Below are 23745 nucleotides of genomic sequence, written 5' to 3'. Positions count from 1 at the left end.
GAGCGCGCACGATGAACTTTTCCGCCTGGTCGATCCGAAACCCCATCGCGCCGCTTCTTGCCTTCGCCCTCCTGATGTTCATGGGCATTCAGGCCTTCAACAAGCTGCCGATCACCCGTTTCCCGAATATCGATGTGCCGGTGGTTTCCATCACCGTGACGCAGAGCGGCGCCTCGCCGGCAGAACTTGAAATGCAGGTGACGAAGGAGATCGAGGACGCGGTTGCCTCGATCAGCGGCGTCGATGAAATCTCCTCCACCGTCACCGATGGCCAGTCGCAGACCGTTGTGCTGTTTCGCATCGAAAAGCCGACGGAAGAGGCGGTACAGGACACCAAGGACGCCATCGACCGCATCCGCGGTGACCTTCCGGCCTCCGTCGAAGAGCCGATCGTCACCAAGGTGGACGTGGAGGGACAGGCGATCCAGACCTTTGCGGTTTCCTCGCCCAACATGACGCTGGAGGAACTGTCCTGGTTCGTCGATGACACGATCACCCGCTCGCTTCAGGGCCAGCCCGGCATCGGCCGCATCGACCGTTACGGCGGCGCCGACCGCGAGGTCAACATCGCGCTTGACCAGGCCAAGCTGAACGCCTTTGGCATCACCGCGCCCCAGGTGAACCAGCAGTTGCGCGGCACGAATGTCGATCTCGGTTCCGGCCGCGGCCAGGTGGGCGAGAACGAGCAGACCATCCGCACGCTCGGCGATTCGCGTGATGTGGCGCAGCTTGCCAACACGACGATTGCGCTGCCGAACGGCAATTTCGTCAAGCTCTCTGACCTTGGCACCGTCAAGGACACCTATGAGGAGCCCAAGTCGTTTTCGCGCTTCAATGGCGAGCCGATCGTCACTTTCGCCGTGTTCCGCGCCAAGGGCGCCAGCGAAGTCTCGGTGGCCGAAACCGTGGCGGAGCAGCTGGATGGTATCCGCAAGGACCATCCCAATGTCTCGATCCAGATGGTCGATGACAGCGTCTACTTCACCTATGGCAATTACGAAGCCGCCATCCACACGCTGATCGAGGGCGCGATCCTTGCCGTCATTGTGGTCATGCTGTTCCTGCGCAATTGGCGCGCCACGCTGATTTCCGCCGTCGCCCTGCCGCTTTCGGCCATCCCAACCTTCTGGGTGATGGACCTCATGGGTTTTTCGCTGAACCTCGTGAGCTTTCTCGCGCTGACGCTTGCAACCGGCATTCTCGTCGATGATGCCATCGTCGAGGTGGAAAATATCGCCCGACATATCAAAATGGGCAAGACGCCCTATCGGGCAGCGCTGGAAGCGGCCGACGAAATCGGCCTTGCGGTGATTGCCACCAGCTTCACCATCATTGCCGTTTTCGTGCCCGTCTCCTTCATGCCGGGCATTCCCGGCCAGTATTTCATCCAGTTCGGCCTGACGGTTGCCTTCTCCGTTCTTTTCTCGCTGCTTGTGGCGCGTCTCATCACACCGCTGATGGCCGCCTACCTGATGCGGGCGGAAGACGCGATGGACGACCATCACGACAATGACGGCCGCCTGATGAAGGCCTATACGCGGCTCGTATCCGGCACCACCAGGCGCTGGTACATGCGGTATGCGACGCTCGTCGGCGCGATTGCCTTCCTGATCGGCTCCATCATGCTGCTGATGCAGGTGCCCGGCAGTTTTCTGCCGCCGGAAGATGCTTCCCGCATCGTGCTCTCGGTAGAACTGCCGCCGAACGCGACGCTGGAGGAAACCTCTGCCACATCGACGGTGATCTACGACACGATCAAGGGTCTCGACGGCGTTGAAAGCGTCTTCGTGCTCGGCGGCGCCTCGCCGAAGGGCGATCTGGAACGGCGCCGCGCCACCGTGCGCGTCATTCTCGGCACTATCGAGCATTCGCTGGTGAAGACGCTGGTCAACAAGGGGCTGGGCTCGCTGCCGTTCATCGGCACACATTTGCCGAAACTGCCCGAAAATGGCCGCACCCGGCCACAGTGGGAGATTGAGAAGGAGCTGTTTGCCAAGGTGCGCGGCATTCCGGACGTGCGCATCACCAAGCTCAACGACCGCGGCGAACGGGAACTGTCCTTCAACTTCCTCGCCAGCAACAACGAGGATCTGAACGCGGCCGTCGACAAGCTGGAAAGCCGTCTGCGTGCCTCGCCGATCCTCGCCAATGTTTCATCCGAAGGCGCACTGCCGCGCCCCGAACTGCAAATCCGCCCGCGCAAGGATGAGGCCGCACGCCTTGGCATCACCCCGCAGCAGATTTCCGAGACGGTGCGCGTCGCAACCATCGGCGATATCGATTCGGCGCTGCCAAAGATCTCGCTGGATGATCGGCTGATCCCCATCCGGGTGCAGGCCTCGCTTGATCTGAGGCGCGACCTTCAGGCCATCCGCGCGCTGCGCATTGCAACGGCAAACGGCACAAGCGTTCCGCTGTCGAGCGTTGCGGATGTCGATTATTCGGAAGGCCCAAGCTCCATCAAGCGCCATTCGCGCCAGCGTGTCGTTGCCATCGGCTCTGACGTGCCGCAGGGCACGGCGCTCGATACGGCAACGGCCGAGTTCAAGCGCATCGTTGAGGAAACCAACCTGCCGGCAACAGTGCGGCTGGCTGAAAGCGGCGATGCCAAGGTGCAGGGCGAAATGGTGCAGGGCTTTGCCAATGCCATGCTGCTCGGCCTGCTTCTGGTTCTCGTGGTGCTGATCCTGTTGTTCAAGGACGTGATCCAGCCCTTCACCATTCTCTTCTCGCTGCCGCTTGCCATCGGCGGCGTGGCGGTGGGCCTCATCGTCACCAACAATGCACTCTCCATGCCGGTGCTGATCGGCATCCTGATGCTGATGGGTATCGTCACGAAAAACGCCATCCTGCTCGTCGATTTTGCCATCGAAATGAAACGGCACGGCATGCAGCGCGTCGACGCCATGGTGGAAGCTGGCCGCAAGCGGGCACGCCCCATCATCATGACCTCGATTGCCATGTCGGCGGGCATGCTGCCTTCAGCACTTGGTGTGGGCGAAGGCGGCTCCTTCCGCTCGCCGATGGCGATTGCCGTGATCGGCGGCATCATCGTCTCCACGGTCTTGAGCCTTCTTGTGGTGCCGGCCTTCTTCCTGATCATGGACGACCTGTCGCGCCTGCTCGGCCGCATCTTCGGCCGTTTCGTCGGCAAGAAGGAAAAAGAGGAGACGGTTCTCTCCGCCGAGGAATTGAGCGAGGCCAGCCGACGCAACGAGGCGCGCCTTGCGGCCCTCGAAAACCGCCTTGCCGGTGAACAGCGCAAGGACGCAGGTTCCGGCCGGACGGACACGCCGGCTGCCAACAACGTGCTGCGCCTGCCGCCGCTTGCGGCCGAATAAAGCATGGGCTTTGGCGGCAAAGCCGCCCTGCCCGTTGAAACAGTGCCTGAAACAAAGCCCGGTTTGATCGATGTCAAATCGGGCTTTTCCACGCAATGCTAGAAAATCCCCCGGATGCACGCAAAACCGTACCGGACATGCGAAGGGGGCATGACATGTTGGACAAGAGCCACAAAGCCAATATCCGTGAACGCGGTCTTCTGACGAAGACACCTTTCCTCAGCGCGCTCTCAGGCGCGGCGCTGGCAAGGCTTCTGGATTCGGCGCATGTTTACAGCATGGCCGCCCGGTCCAACGTGTTTCGCGAGGGCGAACCGGCGCTGGCCTTCTACTGCGTGCTCTCAGGTTATGTCAGGCTTTACCGTGTCAGCCGCGATGGACGCCAGGCCGATATCCGCATCTGCGCCCCCGGCGATGTGTTTGCCGAATGCCTGATCTTCGGCGGCGAAAAGTACCGTTTCAGCGCCCAGGCGGCCGAAAACATCAGTATTGCCCGGTTTGACATCCAGGACGTGCGCGAACTGGCCGTGCAGGATACGCAGGTCGCAAAGGCCATCATGACCGCACTTTCCACCCACCTGCTCTCCACCATGGACTGCGTGGTAAACGACCGCCTGCACACGGCGCCGCAGCGGGTGGCCGATTACCTGATCAACCGCTGCGGGGCGGCAACAGGTGCTGCCTCCATCCGCCTGCCCTTCCAGAAAAATCTGCTGGCCGGCATGCTGGGTCTTGCACCGGAAGCGCTGTCGCGCGCCTTTTCGTCGCTGCGCCGCATCGGGGTGACCGTGCGCGGACGGGTGATCCAGATTGGCGATGTCTCGGCTTTGAAGGATGTGTGAGGTTTCCCGGCCGACGGACATAGGCCGGCCGGGTTCGGTCAGGCCGGCGTAAACCGCCAGACGTCACCGGACTTTGCAACACGCACGAAGCCGGAAACGTGCCCGCCGGATGCCACCCAATGCTCCCGGCTGGCGCGCGAGAAAATCGACCGGCGGCTCGCGGCACCCATGGCTGCATCAGCATCATAGATGAAGCAGAAGTCGGGATCGTTGAGCTGCAAGGTGGGCGCGTGCACCAGATCACCCCAGAGCAGAAGCTGCTCGCCCTCCGTGCCGATGAGATAACCGAATTGGCCGGGCGTATGGCCCGGCATGGCGATGGCCTCGATCTCCGGCAGAACGGGGCCTTCTTCCAACGGCCTCACCCGCCCGCCATAACTTTCCAGCAGGCGCGGAGCGATATCGAAGCCGCCACGCCGATAGGCGGGCACCGTCTCCTTCAGGGCAGCATTGCCGAAGAAGTCGAGATCGGGTTTCGGCGCATAGATGTCCGCGTTCGGAAAATAGGGCCCGACATCGTCAAACAGCCCCAGCACATGGTCGCCGTGTAGATGCGTGACAAGCACGCGGACCACATCCTGCGGCTCAACGCCCGCCGCCGCCAGCGCTGCCCGGCCAAGGCCGAGTTGCGGTCCCCAGAACGGACCCGTGCCAGCATCGACCAGGGTGACGCCGTCAGGTCCCCTGAGTAGAAACAGGTTGACGTCCATATCCACCGTCGGTGCGCCCCAGGAGGCAACTGCCGCATCGCGCGCCGCGTCGCTGCTGGCATGGGCAAGGTGCTCGATCGGCGCCTTGTAGACGCCGTCGATCAGCGCCGTCACCTCGTAGGAACCGAAACGCCTCGTCTCAGGCATGCTGCAATCCGCCATGGGTTTCGAGAAACCGCACGAGGTGATCAACGCCTTCGCCGCGCTTCAGATCGGTGAAGACAAAGGGCATGCCGGCGCGCTGTTTGCTGGCGTCGCGGTCCATCACGTCGAGATCGGCGCCGACATAAGGGGCCAGATCCTTCTTGTTGATGACCAGCATATCCGAGCGGGTAATGCCCGGCCCGCCCTTGCGGGGGATTTCCTCGCCCTGGCAGGTGGAGATGACGTAGATGGTGATATCGGCCAGATCCGGCGAGAAGGTCGCGGCCAGATTGTCACCGCCTGATTCGATGAAGATCAGGTCGAGATCCGGAAATCTTTCGTTCAGCCCGGCAATGGCCTGCAGGTTGATCGTGGCATCCTCGCGGATCGCCGTGTGCGGGCAGCCGCCGGTTTCGACGCCGACAATGCGATCCGAGGAAAGCGCCTGCATACGCACCAGCGCTTCCGCATCTTCCTTGGTGTAGATATCGTTGGTGACGACGGCGACCGAATATTTGTCGCGCATCGCCTTGCAGAGCTTTTCCGTGAGCGCCGTTTTGCCCGAGCCGACCGGCCCGCCGATGCCAACCCGCAAGGGTCCATTCGCCGATTTCATCTGATGTCGTTCCCTTCAATTTCAAAAGCCAGAATAACGGCAGGCGCGCTGTGTGCAAGCAAGCTCAGCGTCACGAGCGGAAAAGTCGCGAGGCCTGCGTCTCATGCCGGAGCGAGGCGATATCGGCCTGCACGGTTGCCGTGCCGAGATCATCGAGCGTGGCCTTTTCCGCCTTTTCGGCAATGCCTGCCATCTCCCCTTCAAGGGCCGCAAGGATGGCCACTCCCTGGTGTTGGCCGGTGACGCCAAGGCGAATGCCTGCCGAAACGCCTTGCGAAAGGCCTGCATGGAGAAAGGCGGCCAGTGCGGGCACGCAAGCGATACCGTGGGCTGCCGAGACAGCACCGACCGCCACCGGATAAGGACAATCCCGCGGTAGCGTTTCAAACACCGGATGCGGCCAGGCAGTGGCGGCGGCGAGGAAGGCACGGCCGAGCGACAGTGTTTCCAGATGCCGTTCCGCAGAACCGGCAAGCGCCAGTCCCAGTTCGGACAGCTCTGAAAGAGTCTGCTCCGCGTGATCGGCCTCCACACAGGCGCGGTGGCTTGCTGAAAACAGCACCGCATCGTTCCACCAGGTGCCGTGGCACAGAAGCGTTTCGAGCCACAGATGCAGGCCCGTCGCGTCCACCACCAGCCCATCGTGAACCGCCCGTTCCAGCCCGCCGGAATAGGCAAAACCGCCGACGGGAAAAGCCGGCGACAGCCATGCCATCAGCCGCAGCAGCGCCTGCGTTTCCAGTGGCGCCTGCATCAGCGGTTAGTCATGTTTGTGATCGTGGCCATGGTCATGGTCGTGATGATCATGCCCATGGTGGTCATGGCTTCCATGCGCATGATAAGCGCCGCGGGCCGGTTGAAAAGCTTCCTCCACATCCAGCACCGTGGCGCCAAGCCCTTGCAGCATGGAGCGGATGACGTGATCGCGCAGGATCAGAATGCGATCCTCTTCAATCTGCGCCGCCAGATGCCGGTTGCCGAGATGCCAGGCGAGTTCGATGAGGTGTAGCCGGTTTTTGGCGCGTATCTCGAACAGCTTTTCGGCCGCCGACTTCACTTCCACCGTGTCACCATTATCCAGCACCAGCCGGTCGCCATCGTGAAACAGCACGGCATCCTTGAGGTCGAGCATCACCATGTCGCCGTTCGACAGATGCAGAAGCTTGCGGCGCAGGTGGCGCAGATCGTGCGGGAGCGTGACGGTGTCGACGGGCGGATCGGTAATTTCGCCGGCCGGGCGATAAGAATGGACATGCTGCATGAAAATCTTCCTGTGATGGTGGCCGGCATCATTGCCAAGGCTTGTGCCCATGACAAGCGGGATTTTGCATGGAATGGATTTTGACGCTGAGGTCGCGCAAGTGGCCCCCTCATCCGCCTGCCGGCACCTTCTCCCCGGTGGGGAGAAGGGATATCTGGCCGACGCTTCGTTCTTGCTCACAGGCGTGGGAGCCTCAACGGCTGCGGTTCACCCCTTCTCCCCCACGGGGAGAAGGTGGCGGCAGCCGGATGAGGGGGCGGCTGGCACAAGCCCCCCCCAAAAAACCTCAGGCCGCGATCTTGCGGCGAAGGTTTTCCAAAATGTTCTGCGGCGAGGAAACGCCGTAGGGGTCGCTGTCGCAATTGTCGGAAAAGCCGGCTTCCTCGAACCACTGCTCGACCACGCCATCATTGATGATAGCTGCGTAACGCCAGGAGCGCATGCCGAAACCGAGATTGTCCTTGGCAACCAGCATGCCCATCTTACGGGTGAACTCACCGGAACCGTCGGGGATAAGCTGCACGTTTTCAAGGGCCTGCGTCTTGCCCCAGGCATTCATCACGAAGGCGTCGTTGACCGAAATGCAGTAGATGGAATCGATGCCTTCCGCCTGGAATTCGCCATGCAGCTTTTCAAAATCCGGCAGCTGGAAGGTCGAGCAGGTCGGCGTGAAGGCGCCCGGCAGCGAAAACAGCACGACGCGTTTTCCGGCAAAATAATCGCCCGACGTCTTGTCCTGCCAACGGAAGGGATTGGGGCCACCGATCTCTTCGTCGCGCACGCGCGTGCGGAAGGTAACATCGGGTACCTTGCGGCCAATCAACATAATTCGTCTCCTGTCTAAGTCATGGTGCCCCGGCTTTTGCGATCAATCGCAGGGCAAAACTGAAGGCGACAGGGTAACGGATTTTTGCGTGCAGCGCAGCATGGAAGGCCGATTTCAACAGCCGGGCATGGCGGCTATGCGCCAAGCTCATGGCTGGTTGGGTACCGGACCATGAAGATCAAGCGACGAATCCAGCAATTGCGGCAGGGGCGTCCAGATACCAGTGCGCAACCCGCTGGCGCGCAGCATCGCCGCAGTCCAGGTGTTGCAGCCGACAAGTGCATTGAAGCGGCCGTTGGCTTCGAAGAACATGTCGTTGTCGCCATAGCCCGCCTCCTGGATGGCGCGCGGCCGGCCGCCTTCCATAGCAAAGCTCGCCTTGATCGCCTGCACCATCTGCCGATAGCCGGCCTCGGACAGCGAGAGGGTGCGCACCTGCGGCAGGCCGCGGGGGATGTCTGCGGTCAGATCCACATGCATGACGGAGCGATCTACCGTCAGTGCCCGAAACACCGGCATCGGCTTCAGGTCACCCCAGGTGGGCGTCTCGATATAAAACGACCGCCCGCCCCAGCCGAGCACCAGATAAACCGCATCCGGGCGGCCGATGGCAAAGCCCTCGGTAGCCAAGTCCGCGAATTGCGCGCGCAGACCGTCATCGAGACGCAGGGCGATATCGGTATGGATGGGATTGTGCAGGAGGAGGATTTCGCGGGTTGGCGATTGGCTGTCGCCCACGGATGGAGAGGAGAACGGACGTGGCACGAGCATGCCGAGGATCAGCACAATGATGGGCATCAGCGCAAGGATCAACAGCCGCCGGACGAACCTGGTCATGTCGCTCTTCATGTCCGGCTGTTTCGGCGCACCAAAGTTCCCGGCATGAACACAAGATCAATCGGCAAGATCAAGCCGGTGTTCGATCCGTTGCACCTTGTCGGCCAGCCGGACCAGCCTCAGGCCCATCTCTGCCACGCCTTCGGCATCCGCTCCCCGGTCCCGTCGAAGGACGGCAAGCCCTACCTCGATGCGCGTCAGACGACTGCCTTGCTCATGCAGGATTTCACGCATGTCGCACATGCCAGCGCGGACAGCACGCAGATGATCATGGACAAGAGTGTTGATATCGTCAGCCATGGCATCACCCTGACACGTCGGAGCATTCAGTCTACACCAAATGCCGGCACCCGCAATCAGAGCGGCTTTCGAAAGTAGACCACCCGTTTTGTTTCCGCAAAACCCCAGGCGGCATGGGCCTGGTGGGAGGAGATATTGTCGATTTCAGCGTCCGAGCAAAGCTCCGCATAACCCTCTTCCCGAAGCACCGCAGAGATATGCGACAGAAGCGCGCCGCCCGTTCCGGACCGGCGCGCCTCCGGCTCAACCCATATGCCCTCGAGAAAAGGCACAGGTGTGGCGGTGCAGCCATTGGCGTATTCGCGGATGGACAGTTCGGCAAACCCCTGCGCGCGCCCATCCTCTGCAAGCGCGAGATAGGCGCGGTGATGGTCCTTGCCAAGCTGGTCCGTCACATCGGCCTTGTGGCCGTCGAAATCCAGGCTGCTCCACAGGCACGCACGCATGCGGGCCCATTCATCGATATCGCCCATCTGCATCCTGCGGATTTCTATGGGCATCACGCGCCTTGCTCAGAACAGGAAATACCGCTGCGCCATCGGCAGAACCGTCGCCGGCTCACAGGTCAAAAGCTCGCCATCGGCGCGCACTTCGTAGGTTTCCGGGTCCACCTCGATATGCGGCGTCAGGTCGTTGTGGATCATCGACTTCTTGGAAATGCCGCCGCGGGTGTTTTTGACCGCCACCAGTTGTTTTGCAACGCCGAGGCGGTTTGCAAGACCGGCATCGAGCGAGGCCTGGGACACGAAGGTGACGGAGGAATTGGTGCGGGCCTTGCCGAAGGCGCCGAACATCGGGCGGTAATGCACCGGCTGCGGCGTCGGGATGGAGGCATTGGGATCGCCCATCGGGGCTGCTGCAATCATGCCGCCGAGCAGAACCATGTCGGGTTTCACGCCAAAAAAGGCCGGGCTCCACATCACGAGGTCGGCACGTTTGCCCACTTCCACCGAGCCGATCTCGTGGGAAAGACCGTGGGCGATGGCGGGGTTGATGGTATATTTGGCGATGTAGCGCTTGACCCGGAAATTGTCGTTTTCGCCGGTTTCCTGCGCCAGACGGCCGCGCTGGCGCTTCATCTTGTCGGCCGTCTGCCAGGTGCGGATCGCCACTTCGCCAACGCGGCCCATGGCCTGGCTGTCCGACGAAATGATCGAAAACGCGCCGATATCGTGCAAAATGTCTTCGGCCGCGATGGTTTCCTTGCGGATACGGCTTTCGGCGAATGCAATGTCCTCAGGGATCGACGGCGACAGGTGATGGCAGACCATCAGCATGTCGAGATGCTCAGCAAGCGTATTGATCGTGTAGGGCCGCGTCGGGTTTGTCGACGACGGGATGACGTTCATCTGGCCGCAGATCTTGATGATGTCAGGCGCGTGCCCGCCGCCGGCGCCTTCGGTGTGGAAGGCGTGGATGGTGCGGCCTTTGATGGCGCCGATCGTGTCTTCCACAAAACCGCTTTCGTTCAGCGTATCGGTGTGGATCATCACCTGCACGTCGTATGCATCGGCAACCGAGAGGCAGCAATCGATGGCGCCGGGGGTCGTGCCCCAGTCCTCGTGCAGCTTAAGCGAGGTCGCGCCACCCAGCACCATTTCTTCGAGCGCACCGGGAAGCGAGGCATTGCCCTTGCCGGCAAAGGCAAGGTTCATCGGGAAGGCATCGGCCGCCTCGATCATGCGGGCGAGATGCCAGGGGCCGGGCGTGCAGGTGGTGGCAAGCGTGCCGTGGGCGGGACCGGTGCCGCCGCCGAGCATGCAGGTGAGGCCCGACATCAGCGCCTCCTCGATCTGCTGCGGGCAGATGAAGTGGATATGCGCATCCATGCCGCCGGCAGTGATGATCTTGCCTTCGGCGGCAATCGCTTCCGTGCCGGGACCGACGATGATGTTGACGCCCGGCTGCGTATCCGGGTTGCCGGCCTTGCCGATGGCGACGATCCGCCCGTCCTTCAGGCCGATATCGGCCTTGATGATGCCGGAATGGTCGATGATCACGGCATTGGTGATGACGGTATCAACGGCACCATCGGCCCGCGTCACCTGGCTCTGGCCCATGCCGTCACGGATCACCTTGCCGCCACCGAATTTTACCTCTTCGCCATAGGTGGTGAAATCCTTCTCCACCTCGATGAACAGTTCGGTATCGGCAAGGCGCACCTTGTCGCCGATGGTCGGGCCAAACATGGAGGCATAGGCGGCGCGGGACATCTTGTAAGGCATGGTTTTTCTGGCTCCAGAACGTGTCTGCTGGCAGGCGGCGCCCCTCGCGCCGGTCCGCCCCGTTATTGTTGGCCGATTGTTTCGGCGAGTGTTTTCAGTTCTTCGGTGCGGACCTTGGTCAGTTCCGCTTTGCACGACAGGGCGAGCATCGGTTCCAGCGTGCCGCCACGGGCGGAAAAACCTTCCGATTCGCACTGCCCGTCGCGGTAATCGATCCAGGCGCGCTGGCCCTTGAGAAGTGCCTTTTCGGCGCCGCGCTGATCGGCAGACAATTCCTTGTCCCAATCGACCATGACCTGGCGGGTAATCTTCCACTGGGCGTTGAGATCGGCATCGGCGGCGGTAAAATCGCGCCCGGCGCAGATGTTCATATCCGCCTGCGTCTCGGCCTTGTCGCAATCCACCTTCGGCGCGTCCTCGGCGAGGACCGCACCCGCAAAAAGGGCGCCGCCAAGGCCAAGCCAGCACGACAGGAGAAGGCGGGGCATGGCCTGCATCACAGCTTGCCCATGACCTGCTGGCGGAAACCATAGACCTCGCGCTTGCCCGACAGCGGGATCAGCGTCACCTCGCGCGTCTGGCCGGGTTCGAAACGGACGGCCGTGCCGGCCGGGATATCCAGCCGCATGCCGCGCGCCTGGTCACGCGCAAACGAGAGTCCGGCATTGGTCTCAAAAAAGTGGTAATGGCTTCCCACCTGCACCGGACGGTCGCCGGTGTTCGACACTTCGATGGTGACCGTCGGCTGGCCGGCATTGAGGATGATATCGCCCTCTGCGGCAAAAATTTCTCCGGGTATCATGATGCTGTCCCTCTCATAAGGCAGACGTTTACGCCGCTTTGACCGGCTGGCAGCCTTCAGGCTTCAGCACGCGTTTCGTGGAGGCCGGATTGTTGATGAGCTTTCCCGCCGGCCGCACCGGCCGGCGCACCAGTTCCCCACCGCAATTGGGGCATATCCCCGACAGCGTGTTCGTGGCGCAATCGGCGCAATAGGTGCATTCGAAGCTGCACATCATGGCCTCGCGGCTGTCAGGTGCCAGATCCCGGTCGCAGCATTCGCAGTTGGGGCGAAGTTCCAGCATGGGTCTACCGGATCGGTTCGTGGACGGTCACCAGCTTGGTGCCATCAGGAAAAGTTGCTTCCACCTGGATATCGTGGATCATCTCGGCAATCCCCTCCATCACCTGGTCACGGGTGATGACGTGGGCGCCAGCCTCCATCAGGTCTGCCACGGCGCGGCCGTCGCGCGCGCCTTCCACGACGAAATCGGTGATGAGCGCGATCGCTTCGGGATGGTTCAGCTTCACGCCGCGCTCCAGCCGGCGTCGGGCAACCATTGCCGCCATCGAAATCAGGAGCTTGTCTTTTTCTCTTGGGCTGAGGTTCATGGGTTCCCCGATTTTTATGCTCAGATGTTCCAGACTTTCGGCACTGGCGCGCCGTTTCGCAAGAGCGAAATGACAGGAACGAGAATTTTTCTCAAGGCAAAGCCATCAGCGGCGGCAATGCGCACCACAAGCTTGTCCTGCCAATGGCTTGCGCCGGAATATCCGGCTTCCAGACTATCGCGCAGGCGTGGCAAAAATGCCTCGGCCTGTGGGCCGGAATAAAACACGGTGGCAAAGGCGACACGGCCGGAGAGCACTGCCGGTCTTTGCCCGAGCGCCTTGATTTCGCCGGAGAGACGCACGTCCTCGGCATGGATCAGCCGGCCTTCGCGGCGAATGCGCCAGCGATCGCGAAACAGGCCGTTATCGGCGCTTTCGCCCATGGCGGTGCGCCCAAGAATGATGGCTTCGACGGCAAGAAATTCCGCATCATGAGCAAGATCCACTTCCAGCTCACGCGTCAGCGAGGCGCGGTCGAAGAGGATGCTTTCCTGCGGCAGCCAGGCAACGCGTGCGCCCTCGCCCGCCTCGATGCGGCTTGACAGAAGGGCGGTATCGGCGGCCGCCTTGTAGATCTTTTCATTGGCCTGGGTGGTCACTGTCACATCCGTGCCGGGACCGGCGCGCAAGGACCACGACAGGCGGTCGCCGCCGGTCAGGCCGCCGGAGCTGTTGATGAGGACAGCCTCCAGCGCGGGGGTAAAACTTTCCGGCAGGCGGATTTTAGCGCAGCCGTCCTGATAAAGCTCGGCGAGCCGCGAGCGACCCGCCAGCTGTTTTGTTACAAGGCGCCCTTCGCCCCGAGCCCGCTGCGGCGCTGGTCTGTTGGCTGGCTGTTGCTGCACGTCATTCCCTCGGCCGACATTCCCTCGGCATTGCCCGAAACGGAAGCCGCATCGCCGGCGCAGACCGCAACAGCCTTTGCCTTGCCAATCGGCTGGGCGGCGGTTGCGACAACATCGGTCATATTGGCCTTGGCAAAGAAGTCCCACATCCGCGACGCCGGATCAACATTTGGATCAAAGCTTTGCTTCTTGCCCGCAGAAACCTTGACGACACCAGCCTGGCTTTCAGCCGCCGCGGCAATCACATTGGCCTTGGCGCTGGGTCGCGGCCAGTCGTGGCTGCCCTCGGCAAATTCATAGGTTGCGATGCGGGCGCCGCTCATGCAGGTGTCAAACAGGCTGAACGTGACACCATCGATGCTGGCGGAAGTGCCGTTGCCCTTGCAGCCATCCAGTTCCGCCCAGCGCTGCAGCGCGGTCTTGAACCCATATTGCCAATAGGGCTTTCCGCCGCCGGCATAGGGGTTTGCCTCATCCTTCACGCCGGCAAAGGCCATGATGGAGACGGGCCGCGCCGGCTTGCAGCTGGCCGGATCAGGAGCCCACTTGCCATCGCGACGCTCGACCGGCAAGCCCACACGCAGGGAATTCACAAAACCGGCCGCTGGAAAATCATCGGCGCCGGAGCAGATATAGGCCGACAGCATACGCCCGCCGCCGGAATAACCCGAGGCATAGATGCGGGTGGGGTCAACGCAGTAATCCTGCTTCACCGTCTCGATGGCGGATTTGATATAGGCGATCTCATCCAGCCCGCCGGCTTGCGTCGTCACACCCGGAACATTCCAGGCATGGGTGCCGGGCGGCTTGCCATCCAGGCTGCCCTGCGGGGCAAGCACGATAAAACCTTCGCGTTCGGCCACCTTGTCCCAGGAACTGCGGCGCATCTGGGCGCGCGGATAGCTGTTGCTGCCATGGAAATCGAACACCACGGCGAGCTTGTCGGTGCCGTTATAGGCCGAGGGCACGTAGGACACGGCCTGGCGCTCAACACCACCGACGGTAAGGCTGATGTCATGATATCCCGCATCCACCGCCACGCCGCAACCGGCACTGGCAGCCGTTGCGGCCATGAAAAATGCCCCTGCAGCCGCAAGGCCACCAAGAGCACGGGAAAGGAAGATGCCGGAGCGAAGTCCAGATGCCATCAAGCGCCTCGTCAAACGGGAGTGCGTGAAAACGGAGTGTGTATTGGATTAAACCGCGCTCTGGTTAACATATTAGAAATCACTCGGAAACTCCCTAGGAGTGGAAGAGCAGCTATGCGATAAAATAGCATCACACGGTCAGGTGGCGCCTTGCTTCTGCCGTATCCAGCGTTTCTGCCGCCCCTTCATGGACGATTTCGCCACGATCCATGATGTAGACATGGTCTGCAAGCTCGCGGCAGAAGTCGAGATACTGTTCCACAAGAAGGATAGCCATGCCCGTGCTGTCGCGCAGGTAACGGATGGCGCGGCCGATATCCTTGATGATCGATGGCTGGATGCCCTCCGTCGGCTCGTCCAGCACCAGGATTTTTGGCCTCGTGACCATGGCGCGACCAATCGCCAGCTGCTGCTGCTGGCCCCCTGACAAATCGCCGCCACGGCGCGACAGCATGGAATTCAGCACCGGAAACAGCGCGAAAATATCGTCAGGGATAAACTTTTCCTTGCGGCCAAGCGGCGCAAATCCGGTTTCGAGGTTCTCCTTCACCGTCAGCAGCGGAAAGATTTCCCGCCCCTGCGGCACATAACCGATGCCATGCTTGGCGCGGGCATAAGGGGCAAGCCCGTTGAGGGTCGCACCATTGAAGGCAATCGAACCGGCGCTGACGGCCTGCTGACCGGTGATGGCGCGCAGCAGCGAACTTTTTCCAACGCCGTTTCGCCCGAGCACACAGGTGATCTTGCCCATCGGCGCGGTGATGGAAACGCCCCGCAGTGCCTGGGCGGCGCCGTAATGCAGGTTGATGTTGTCGACTGTCAGCATGGGGGCCTCCGTGAATTCAGTACAGGATAAAACCCCCTCTGGCCTGCCGGCCATCTCCCCCACACGGGGGGAGAAAACTCGCGGCACCGCCTTGCCATACGGGAGAAAGGTCGAGCTGGGTTAAGCCCTCCCCCTTGTGGGGAGGGTGGGGAGGGTGGGGAGGGGATTTTCGGGGATGCGCAGGTTTGCATAAACCTCACCGCCCCAGATAATTCTCGATGACCTTCGGATCGCTCGACACAAAATCAATTGACCCTTCCGCCAGCACCGACCCTTCGGCGAGACACGTCACCTTCACGCCGAGATCACGGATAAAACCCATATCGTGCTCCACCACCACGACCGAGCGGGTCTTGGCGATTTCGCGCAGGAGAATGGCGGTTTCAGCGGTTTCGGCGTCGGTCATGCCGGCGACGGGTTCATCGACCAGCAGCAGCTTCGGCTCCTGCGCCAGAAGCATGCCGATTTCCAGCCACTGCTTCTGGCCGTGGCTGAGATTGGCGGCCAGTTCGTCGCGGCGGTGCGTCAGGCGGATCGTCGTCATGATCTCCTCGATGCGCGCCTTGTCTTCTGGCGTCAGGCGGTAGAACAGCGTGGCGAAAACGCCGCGCTTGCGGTTCAGCGCCAGTTCCAGATTGTCCCAGACGGTATGGCTTTCAAACACCGTCGGTTTCTGGAACTTGCGGCCGATGCCGAGCTGGGCAATGTCGGCCTCGTCCTTGCGGGTGAGGTCGATCGTGTCTTCGAACAGAACCCGGCCGCTGTCGGGCCGCGTCTTGCCAGTGATGATGTCCATCATCGTTGTCTTGCCCGCGCCGTTCGGGCCGATGATGGCGCGCAATTCGCCCGGCTCCACCACGAAGGATAGAGAATTCAGCGCCTTGAAACCGTCAAAGGAGACGGAAACGCCATCGAGATAGAGGAGCGATTGCGGGCGGGTTTCGCTGACGATCTGGTTCATGGGATCACTCCGCCGCCTGGATGGGATTTGCTGCCGGTGTTTCGGTGCGGCCCTTTTCGGCCTCCACTGCCGCCTTCATCGCTTTGCGACCGGACGTCCGCGCCTGGATGGTGCCGACGATGCCCTTTGGCAAAAACAGCGTGACGCCGATGAAAAGGGCACCGAGCGCATAAAGCCAGGCTTCCGGGAAGGCACCGGTGAAGAAGCTCTTGCCGCCGTTGACAAGGATCGCGCCGATGATCGGGCCAATCAGCGTGCCGCGCCCGCCAACAGCCGTCCATACCACCACTTCGATGGAATTGGCCGGCGCAAATTCGCCCGGATTGATGATGCCGACCTGCGGCACGAAGAGCGCCCCGGCAATGCCCGCCATCATCGCCGAGACGACGAAGGTGAACAGCTTGATATTTTCGACGCGAAACCCGAGGAAACGCACCCGGCTTTCTGCATCGCGCACGCCCACCAGCACCTTGCCGAACTTCGAGCGCACGATGCCGGAGGAAATGATGAGGCAGAGCGACAGCATGATCGCCGAGAGCGCAAACAGAACAGCGCGCGTGCCATCCGCCTGCACGGAAAAGCCGAGGATTTCCTTATAGTCTGTGAGACCGTTATTGCCGCCAAAGCCCATGTCGTTGCGGAAGAAGGCGAGAAGCAGCGCATAGGTCATCGCCTGGGTGATGATCGACAGATAGACGCCGTTGACGCGGGAGCGGAAGGCAAACCAGCCGAAGATGAAGGCGAGCAGGCCCGGCACGACAAGCACCATCAGCATGGCAAACCAGAACATGTCCATGCCATGCCAGAACCACGGCAGTTCCTTCCAGTTGAGGAAGACCATGAAATCCGGCAGTTCCGGATTGCCATAGACGCCACGCGAACCGATCTGGCGCATCAGGTACATGCCCATGGCATAACCGCCGAGCGCAAAAAAGGCGCCGTGGCCGAGCGAGAGAATGCCGCAATAACCCCAGACGAGATCGAGCGCGAGCGCCAGAAGCGCGTAGCAGAGATATTTGCCCATCAGCGAGACGGCGTAAGTGGGAATATGCAGCGCACTGTCGGGTGGGGTCAGCAGATTGGCGGCTGGCACCAGCACGGCGACCGCCAGAAGCACGGCGACGGCAACAACGATACGGCCTTCGAGGGCACGCAGGATAAAGCTCGTGATCATGCTTCGATCGCCCTTCCCTTGAGTGCGAAGAGACCGCGCGGCCGCTTCTGGATGAAAAGGATGATGAGGACGAGCACCAGGATCTTGCCAAGCACGGCACCGACCGAGGGCTCCAGGAACTTGTTGAGGACACCGAGTGACAGCGCGCCGACGAGCGTTCCCCAGAGATTGCCGACGCCGCCAAAGACCACGACCATAAAACTGTCGATGATGTAGGACTGGCCAAGGTTCGGCGAGACGTTATCGATCTGGGAGAGCGCCACGCCGGCTATGCCGGCAATGCCGGAGCCGAGCGCGAAGGTGAAGGCATCGACCCAGGCAGTGCGGATGCCCATGGAGGAGGCCATGCGGCGGTTCTGGGTGACGGCGCGCATCTGCAGGCCGAAGGCGGAACGCTTCATCAAAAGCAGCAGGCCGAAGAAGATCGACAGCGAGAAGGCAACGATCCACAGCCGGTTCCAGGTGATCGACAGGCCACCCAGCGGAAACGAGCCGGACATCCAGGAGGGATTGCCCACCTCGCGGTTGGTCGGGCCAAAGATGGTGCGGATCAACTGCTGCAGGATGAGGGAAATGCCCCAGGTGGCCAGCAGCGTTTCCAGCGGCCGGCCATAAAGGAAGCGGATGACACCGCGTTCGATGACAAGGCCGATGGCACCGGTAATGAGGAAAGCGACAGGCACGGCAATCGCCAGCGACCAGTCGAACAGATGCGGCGCAGATGTGCGGATCACCTCCTGCACCATGAAAGTGGCGTAAGCGCCGATCATCACCATCTCGCCATGGGCCATGTTGATGATGCCCATCACGCCGAAGGTGATGGCAAGGCCGATGGCCGCCAGCAGCAGCACGGAACCGAGCGAAATACCGTACCAGATGTTCTGGCCCATATCCCAGAAGGCGAGCGTGCTTTCGATCTTGCCGATCGCACGATCGACATCCGGCTTCAGGGCCGGATCGAGCGCGCCAGAGGCGGTCATCAGGATGCTGACGGCGCCGCGACCGCCAAGGCTTGCGACGGTTTCGATGGCGGCGCGTTTCTCTTCAAGCGAACGGTCAGACGACAGAACGGAGGCGGCGCGCGCCTCTTCCATGCGCGCCTTCACTTCGCGGTCGGTTTCCTTGGCAAGGGCTGCCTCGACCAGATCGAGGTTTTCGGCGCTGGGCGAACGCAGCACCGCATCGGCAGCTTCCAGGCGCACATTGCGGTCGGGGCTGAGAAGCGTGAGGCCACCGAGAGCCGAGCGGATGACGCGGCGAAGACTGTTATTGATCTTCAACTTGTTCATGGCGCCCTTCGGCGCCTCGCCGGCGGTCTCTCCCGACAGCGGATCGATCAGCGCCAGATTGGCGCCGGAGGCCTTGGTGATGAACACGGCGCCATCAGATTTGCGGGCATAAAGATCGCCTTCGCTGAACGCTTCAAGCGCCGGCACGACACGCGGATCGCCGCTGGCCGCCAGCTGGCCGATCAACACTTCCGCCTGCTTGAAATCCGCCTTGCCCAGCTCGTTGAACAGTGTTTTCGGGTCGCTCTGGGCGGCGGCAGTAAAAGACACCGCGCACACGGCAAGCACCGTCAAAATTAACCGAAAAAATTGATGTAACATCAGATCGCCCCCTCTCGTCGCGCAGCACCCCGGGCCGAAAAGGCATCTGCCGGGGGCCGGCAACGTTCTAACTCCCTCCCCCCGGCGGACGGGGAGAGGGACGCGCTCAAGGTGTCAGGCACTGGACCGGAAGCAGGCCGATCAGCTGCCCTTGCCACCGCACTTGCCCGTTGCAACGTTGAAGTTGCCGCAGGACATGGGCTTGCGCCAATCGGAGATCAGGTTCTTCGAATCCGGCAGGTAATCCGACCATTCGTCGCCAACCACAGACGGCGTCTGTTGGACGATTTCGAACTGACCGTTGGACTGGATTTCGCCGATCAGGACCGGCTTGGTGATGTGGTGGTTCGGCATGACGGTGGAGGTGCCGCCCGAGAGGTTCGGCACGGAAACGCCGATGATGCTGTCGAGAACTTTGTCCGTATCGGTGGTGCCAGCGGCTTCCACAGCCTTTACCCAGGCGTTGAAGCCGATATAGGCGGCTTCCATCGGGTCGTTGGTGACGCGCTTGTCGTTCTTGGTGAACGCATGCCATTCCTTGATGAACTCGGCATTGACGGGTGCATCGACGGACTGGAAGTAGTTCCAGGCGGCGAGATGGCCGACCAGCGGCGTGGTGTCGAGACCGGCCAGTTCCTCTTCGCCGACCGAGAAGGCAACAACCGGAATGTCTTCCGCCTTGATGCCCTGGTTTGCCAGTTCCTTGTAGAAGGGAACGTTGGCGTCACCGTTGATGGTGGAGACAACGGCGGTTTTCTTGCCGGCCGAGCCGAACTTCTTGATGTCGGTCACGATCGTCTGCCAGTCGGAATGACCGAACGGCGTGTAGTTGATCATGATGTCCTCTTCCTTGACGCCCTTCGACATCAGGTAGGCCTTCAGGATCTTGTTGGTCGTCTGCGGATAGACGTAGTCGGTGCCGGCGAGAACCCAGCGCTGCACGCCTTCGTTTTCAGCCAGATAATCGACGGCCGGGATGGCCTGCTGGTTCGGCGCGGCACCGGTGTAGAAGATGTTGCGTGAGGATTCTTCACCCTCGTACTGCACCGGATAGAAGAGGATGGAGTTCAGCTCTTCGAAAACCGGCAGGACGGATTTGCGCGAGGACGAGGTCCAGCAACCGAAGACGGCGGCAACCTTGTCCTGGGAGATCAGCTGGCGGGCCTTTTCGGCAAACAGCGGCCAGTCGGAGGCCGGGTCGACAACGACGGCTTCGAGCTTCTTGCCGAGAACGCCGCCCTTCTTGTTCTGCTCGGCAACGAGCATCAGCATGACGTCTTTCAGCGTCGTTTCCGAGATCGCCATCGTGCCCGACAGCGAATGGAGAACGCCGATCTTGATGGTGTCGTCTGCGGCAAAGGCGCCGTGGAAGGACGTGGTGGACATGATGGCAGCGAGCATCGCGCCGGAAAGCCTGGCTTTGAAATTCATGGTTCGAACCCCTCTTCTTGTTCGGTGGCAACGGGCCTTGGAACCGGCCGTTGATCGTTGCTTCAGGAACTATGGTTCGCTGCAGTGCAAAACCACATACGTCATATGACGTAAGGCAGGGGGCGAAACGGGAAGATCACTGCAGGCTGCCGCACAGCAGCGCTTGATCCGCCAAGTCTGGCTCGCGGCATCGTATCCGCTCTTTAGCCGTTCCCGGCGTTTCGATGCTCCCGCGGGACTTAATCAGCCGTGGGCCCGCACGTCCCGCACGCCGCGGCCGAGCCTGCGGCGCAACAGGGTCCGCAACGTCGCGCCATCGGCATACCCGACCAAGCCGGCGATCTCATCAGGGCTTTTGTCGCTGGTTTTCAGCAGATGCACGGCACGCTCGACGCGCAGATCCTGAAAATAGGAAAGCGGTGTCTTGCCAAGCACCTGCTGCAAACGGCGCGCCAGCGTGCGCTTGCCGGCGCCGACGGCATCGGCCGCATCGTCGAGCGAAAAACCTTCAGACAGCCGGCCCCGCGCCCAGCGCTCGAACTTCTCGACCACAGGATCGGCATGCGCGAGATGATCCGCAATGACATAGGCCGATTGCGCCGGCCGGCTGTCGACAATGAGGTAACGTGCCACGAGGTTTGCCAGTTCCGGGCTCGCCTGGCGCACCAGCCAGAGCGCCATGTCCACATGGCCAAGGGCCGCGCCGGCCGTGACCAGCGCACCGGACTTCACCACCATCCGCCCATCCTCCAGCCGAACCGACGGATAACGCTGGCGAAAGAGCGGCGCAAGCCACCAGGTGGTCGTTGCCCTTTCCCGATCAAGCAGTCCGGATTCGGCAAGCACGAAGGTTCCGATGCAGGCAGCGGCAAGATTGATGCCGCCGGCCCTTGCTTCTCTGAGTGCGGCAGCCGCATCCTGGACATCCGGCCGCGCCAGCGCCGGCACAAGCAGGTCTGGCATCTTGTAGCCAATCGCCGGAACCACAAGCCAGTCGCATCCCGCCGGAGCCGGCATGGCCGAGACCGGAACGCCAAACCCTTGCGCCGTTTTCACCTCGCGTCGCATACCGACGACCGAGACCTCGAAAGGCGGCACGTCGAGCGCGTGCATCATGGCAAGTTCATTGGCGGTGGTGAGGACATCGAGGATGGACGAGAGACCGGTGTCGAAGACGCCATCAAGGGCCAGCACCTGCACTTTCATGGCAATATTCCTATCAAGACTGTCAATATTGACAATAGCAGCCGGCGGCAGCCTCCGCCATGATCACGACATCGCAACAGGAATGCGTATGGCCATGATGTGACGACGATCGGCGATCAACCGTGGCGAAGGTCGCGGGCAAGCCACCGTGAAGACGATACCGATACAGCCTGCCTCATCCATCCGCACAACACGTCGCATCGGCTGCCATAGGCCGCCCGTCCCGCGCCACGCGCAATCCTTGGATGTCGATTGGTTCTGCTCTGCGCTTCTGTTTCCTGTTCCGACCCAATCTTGAACGCCGCCGGGAGGCCGCCTCCCCGCAGGGGAGTGCCACGTCATGCCATATGAGACTGTTCTTGCCGTCGCCCTTTTTGCCCTGGTCGGCTCGGTGTCGCCCGGGCCAAGCAATTTCATGCTGCTTGCCTCAGGAACCAATTTCGGCTTCTGGCGCACGGTGCCGCAGATCCTCGGCATTACCGTGGGTTTTTCCACCGTGCTTCTGGCCGTTGGTTTCGGGCTCGGCGCCCTGATCACGGCCTGGCCGCCGATCGGTCTGGCGCTGAAGATCGCCAGTGGCGCCTATCTCCTCTATCTCGCCTGGCGGATCGGCATGTCCCGGACAATCTCGAACGGCGATATGGACGCTGCCCGACCGCTGACCCTACTGGAATCGGCGGCATTCCAATGGGTAAACCCGAAGGCCTGGATTGCTGCGGTGACCGCCATGGCGGCCTATGCCAAGGCCGACAGTCCCTTTGCGTCGATCTTGTTGATCACGGTCGTAATCGCCATTGTCAACCTGCCGAGCGTCGCGGTCTGGGCAGGCTTCGGCGTGGCGCTTCGCCAGTTCCTCACACAGCCGTCACGATTGAAATGGTTCAATATCGCCATGGGCCTGCTGCTCGTTGCGACCCTCTGGCCGCTTCTGCGATAACATCCGAAACTGGATCGCGCGCTCGGGACCGATGACACCGGATCGGCGACAACGGTGGTCATGGTGCTGGCCACCGTGCAGATGCGAAGTGCCTTTGTGGCGGCGCTTTCACAAGCGCCTGTCCACAGTGCATCTTGCGCAAACGAGGTGATGCGGCTCGTCAGTTCGGCCGGTTCCTCAGCTTCTCCGCCTCGGCGTAAAACTTCTTCTCCCATTCCTTGTGGTTATCCAGCCCCTCGCGGATGAACGGGGTGAAGACGGCCATGTGCATCAGCAGCCAGTTGACCACCCGAGCGGGAAATTTCAGCGGTTTGACGAAATCGACGAACAGCACCACGCGGGTCTTGTCCGTGTGGTTCCAGGCCTCGTGTTCATAGGCATCGTCAAAGATCAGCACCTTGCCCTCTTCCCAGTGGCAGATCTCGTCGCGCACGCGGATGGCAAGCTTTTCGCGCGGTTCCGGTACGATCAAGCCGAGATGCAGGCGCAGCACGCCGTTATAGGGGCCGCGATGGGCCGGAAGATGTTTTCCCGGCTCGAAGATCGAAAACATCACCGTGGTGAGGCCGGGGATCTTCTGCATGGCCTCCCAGGTTTTCGGGCAGGCAGTGATGTTCTGTTCCGATTTCACGCCGAAGCCGAGGAGAAAAAACGTCTTCCAGCGGTTGTCGGTGGAAATCGTCTTCACGTCGGCGGAAATATCCTGAAAGGACGGCAGTTCATCCTGGCGCAGCAGAATGCGATCCAGCTCGGCGCGAATGGCCGGTGCCGCCTTCTCGATCTCCGCGGCCCAGGGAAAGGTCGCGGTGTCATAGACCGGCGGGTTGCCGAGTCTGGCATATCTAAAATTCAACCGCTCGGCCCAGGCGACGATGCCCATGAAAAAGCGGGTGATGCGGCTGGGGCGATCCATCGGCTGGAGGCCCTGGGTTCCAAACGTCTGTTCGGCATGCGATGCGGCGGAATCGAGCGCTGTTGTCATGGGATGGCCATCGAACACGGTTGACGGGACCTGCCGGGCAGTCTTGGAAATTCACCCTTCAGGGCATTCTGCACGCCGGGGCAAAAAGGCGCGTGTCCCATCCGTTACAAGGACCTGTGGCAGACTTGTGG

The 23745-nt window shown here is 61.6% G+C and carries 25 protein-coding genes; 3 read left to right on the top strand and 22 right to left on the bottom strand.

Annotated features, from left to right (window positions below; genetic code table 11):
• The first annotated feature begins 11 nt into the window (after positions 1-11).
• Positions 12-3341: an efflux RND transporter permease subunit gene (locus AC4CWF_RS05285; RefSeq protein ID WP_491284086.1), complete on the top strand. Its 3330-nt coding sequence runs from the start codon at positions 12-14 to the stop codon at positions 3339-3341.
• A gap of 155 nt (positions 3342-3496) precedes the next feature.
• Entirely contained in the window at positions 3497-4183 is a 687-nt protein-coding gene (locus AC4CWF_RS05280; RefSeq protein WP_491284085.1) for a Crp/Fnr family transcriptional regulator, read from the top strand.
• Positions 4184-4221: 38 nt separating this feature from the next.
• On the opposite strand, the gene aidB is transcribed toward AC4CWF_RS05280, so the two are convergent.
• The 21 genes from aidB to AC4CWF_RS05175 all read right to left on the bottom strand — a co-directional run bounded on the left by aidB (position 4222) and on the right by AC4CWF_RS05175 (position 21695).
• Complete coding sequence (gene aidB, locus AC4CWF_RS05275) at positions 4222-5040, bottom strand: AidB family quorum-quenching N-acyl homoserine lactonase (protein ID WP_491284084.1); 819 nt, start codon at positions 5038-5040, stop codon at positions 4222-4224.
• Positions 5033-5653, bottom strand: coding sequence for an urease accessory protein UreG (gene ureG, locus AC4CWF_RS05270; protein ID WP_491284083.1), 621 nt, complete (start codon positions 5651-5653; stop codon positions 5033-5035). Before ureG ends, aidB begins: the two co-directional genes overlap by 8 nt.
• A gap of 70 nt (positions 5654-5723) precedes the next feature.
• The gene (locus AC4CWF_RS05265; protein ID WP_491284082.1) at positions 5724-6407 is read right to left on the bottom strand and encodes an urease accessory protein UreF; all 684 of its coding nucleotides are present in this window, start codon (positions 6405-6407) and stop codon (positions 5724-5726) included.
• A gap of 6 nt (positions 6408-6413) precedes the next feature.
• Entirely contained in the window at positions 6414-6914 is a 501-nt protein-coding gene (gene ureE / locus AC4CWF_RS05260) for an urease accessory protein UreE (protein WP_491284081.1), read from the bottom strand.
• Positions 6915-7200: 286 nt separating this feature from the next.
• Positions 7201-7740 carry a peroxiredoxin gene (locus AC4CWF_RS05255; protein WP_491284080.1) on the bottom strand — a complete coding sequence of 180 codons (540 nt, stop codon included), beginning with the start codon at positions 7738-7740 and terminating at the stop codon, positions 7201-7203.
• A 147-nt stretch (positions 7741-7887) separates the two neighbouring features.
• The gene (locus AC4CWF_RS05250; RefSeq protein ID WP_491284079.1) at positions 7888-8577 is read right to left on the bottom strand and encodes a TIGR02117 family protein; all 690 of its coding nucleotides are present in this window, start codon (positions 8575-8577) and stop codon (positions 7888-7890) included.
• Positions 8578-8634: 57 nt separating this feature from the next.
• Complete coding sequence (locus tag AC4CWF_RS05245; RefSeq protein ID WP_491284078.1) at positions 8635-8877, bottom strand: hypothetical protein; 243 nt, start codon at positions 8875-8877, stop codon at positions 8635-8637.
• A 56-nt stretch (positions 8878-8933) separates the two neighbouring features.
• Positions 8934-9377 (bottom strand): GNAT family N-acetyltransferase, encoded by a 444-nt coding sequence (locus AC4CWF_RS05240; RefSeq protein WP_491284077.1) that lies wholly within the window; start codon positions 9375-9377, stop codon positions 8934-8936.
• 12 nt (positions 9378-9389) lie between these two features.
• A complete protein-coding gene (ureC, locus tag AC4CWF_RS05235) occupies positions 9390-11102 on the bottom strand; it encodes an urease subunit alpha (protein ID WP_491284076.1) in 1713 nt (570 codons plus the stop codon).
• Between the two features lie 62 nt (positions 11103-11164).
• Positions 11165-11590 (bottom strand): lysozyme inhibitor LprI family protein, encoded by a 426-nt coding sequence (locus AC4CWF_RS05230; RefSeq protein ID WP_491284075.1) that lies wholly within the window; start codon positions 11588-11590, stop codon positions 11165-11167.
• A gap of 8 nt (positions 11591-11598) precedes the next feature.
• Positions 11599-11904 carry an urease subunit beta gene (locus AC4CWF_RS05225; protein WP_491284074.1) on the bottom strand — a complete coding sequence of 102 codons (306 nt, stop codon included), beginning with the start codon at positions 11902-11904 and terminating at the stop codon, positions 11599-11601.
• 28 nt (positions 11905-11932) lie between these two features.
• Positions 11933-12187, bottom strand: coding sequence for a DUF1272 domain-containing protein (locus AC4CWF_RS05220; RefSeq protein ID WP_491284073.1), 255 nt, complete (start codon positions 12185-12187; stop codon positions 11933-11935).
• Positions 12188-12191: 4 nt separating this feature from the next.
• Positions 12192-12494, bottom strand: a complete 303-nt coding sequence (locus tag AC4CWF_RS05215; RefSeq protein ID WP_210104295.1) for an urease subunit gamma — start codon at positions 12492-12494, stop codon at positions 12192-12194.
• Positions 12495-12514: 20 nt separating this feature from the next.
• Positions 12515-13339: an urease accessory protein UreD gene (locus AC4CWF_RS05210; RefSeq protein WP_491284072.1), complete on the bottom strand. Its 825-nt coding sequence runs from the start codon at positions 13337-13339 to the stop codon at positions 12515-12517.
• The gene (locus AC4CWF_RS05205; protein WP_491284071.1) at positions 13276-14487 is read right to left on the bottom strand and encodes a CE1 family esterase; all 1212 of its coding nucleotides are present in this window, start codon (positions 14485-14487) and stop codon (positions 13276-13278) included. Before AC4CWF_RS05205 ends, AC4CWF_RS05210 begins: the two co-directional genes overlap by 64 nt.
• 130 nt (positions 14488-14617) lie before the next feature.
• The gene (urtE, locus tag AC4CWF_RS05200; protein WP_491284070.1) at positions 14618-15313 is read right to left on the bottom strand and encodes an urea ABC transporter ATP-binding subunit UrtE; all 696 of its coding nucleotides are present in this window, start codon (positions 15311-15313) and stop codon (positions 14618-14620) included.
• Between the two features lie 196 nt (positions 15314-15509).
• Entirely contained in the window at positions 15510-16274 is a 765-nt protein-coding gene (gene urtD, locus AC4CWF_RS05195; protein ID WP_491284069.1) for an urea ABC transporter ATP-binding protein UrtD, read from the bottom strand.
• Positions 16275-16278: 4 nt separating this feature from the next.
• Positions 16279-17448, bottom strand: a complete 1170-nt coding sequence (gene urtC, locus AC4CWF_RS05190; protein ID WP_491284068.1) for an urea ABC transporter permease subunit UrtC — start codon at positions 17446-17448, stop codon at positions 16279-16281.
• The gene (gene urtB / locus AC4CWF_RS05185) at positions 17445-19058 is read right to left on the bottom strand and encodes an urea ABC transporter permease subunit UrtB (RefSeq protein ID WP_491284067.1); all 1614 of its coding nucleotides are present in this window, start codon (positions 19056-19058) and stop codon (positions 17445-17447) included. The genes urtC and urtB overlap by 4 nt, the downstream gene beginning before the upstream one ends.
• A 141-nt stretch (positions 19059-19199) precedes the next feature.
• Positions 19200-20489 (bottom strand): urea ABC transporter substrate-binding protein, encoded by a 1290-nt coding sequence (gene urtA, locus AC4CWF_RS05180; RefSeq protein WP_491284066.1) that lies wholly within the window; start codon positions 20487-20489, stop codon positions 19200-19202.
• A gap of 243 nt (positions 20490-20732) precedes the next feature.
• Entirely contained in the window at positions 20733-21695 is a 963-nt protein-coding gene (locus AC4CWF_RS05175) for a GlxA family transcriptional regulator (RefSeq protein WP_491284065.1), read from the bottom strand.
• Positions 21696-22035: 340 nt separating this feature from the next.
• Between AC4CWF_RS05175 and AC4CWF_RS05170 the strand changes: the two genes are divergently transcribed.
• Complete coding sequence (locus AC4CWF_RS05170; protein ID WP_491284064.1) at positions 22036-22632, top strand: LysE family translocator; 597 nt, start codon at positions 22036-22038, stop codon at positions 22630-22632.
• A 160-nt stretch (positions 22633-22792) separates the two neighbouring features.
• Here the strand turns inward: AC4CWF_RS05170 and olsC are convergent, their stop codons facing one another.
• A complete protein-coding gene (olsC, locus tag AC4CWF_RS05165) occupies positions 22793-23614 on the bottom strand; it encodes an ornithine lipid ester-linked acyl 2-hydroxylase OlsC (RefSeq protein WP_491284063.1) in 822 nt (273 codons plus the stop codon).
• Positions 23615-23745 lie beyond the last annotated feature (131 nt).

The sequence above is a fragment of the Neorhizobium sp. PAMB6630 genome, assembly GCF_058242775.1.
The sequence above is the reverse complement of the archived record's forward strand: the minus strand, read 5'-3'. Positions and strand labels throughout refer to the sequence as shown.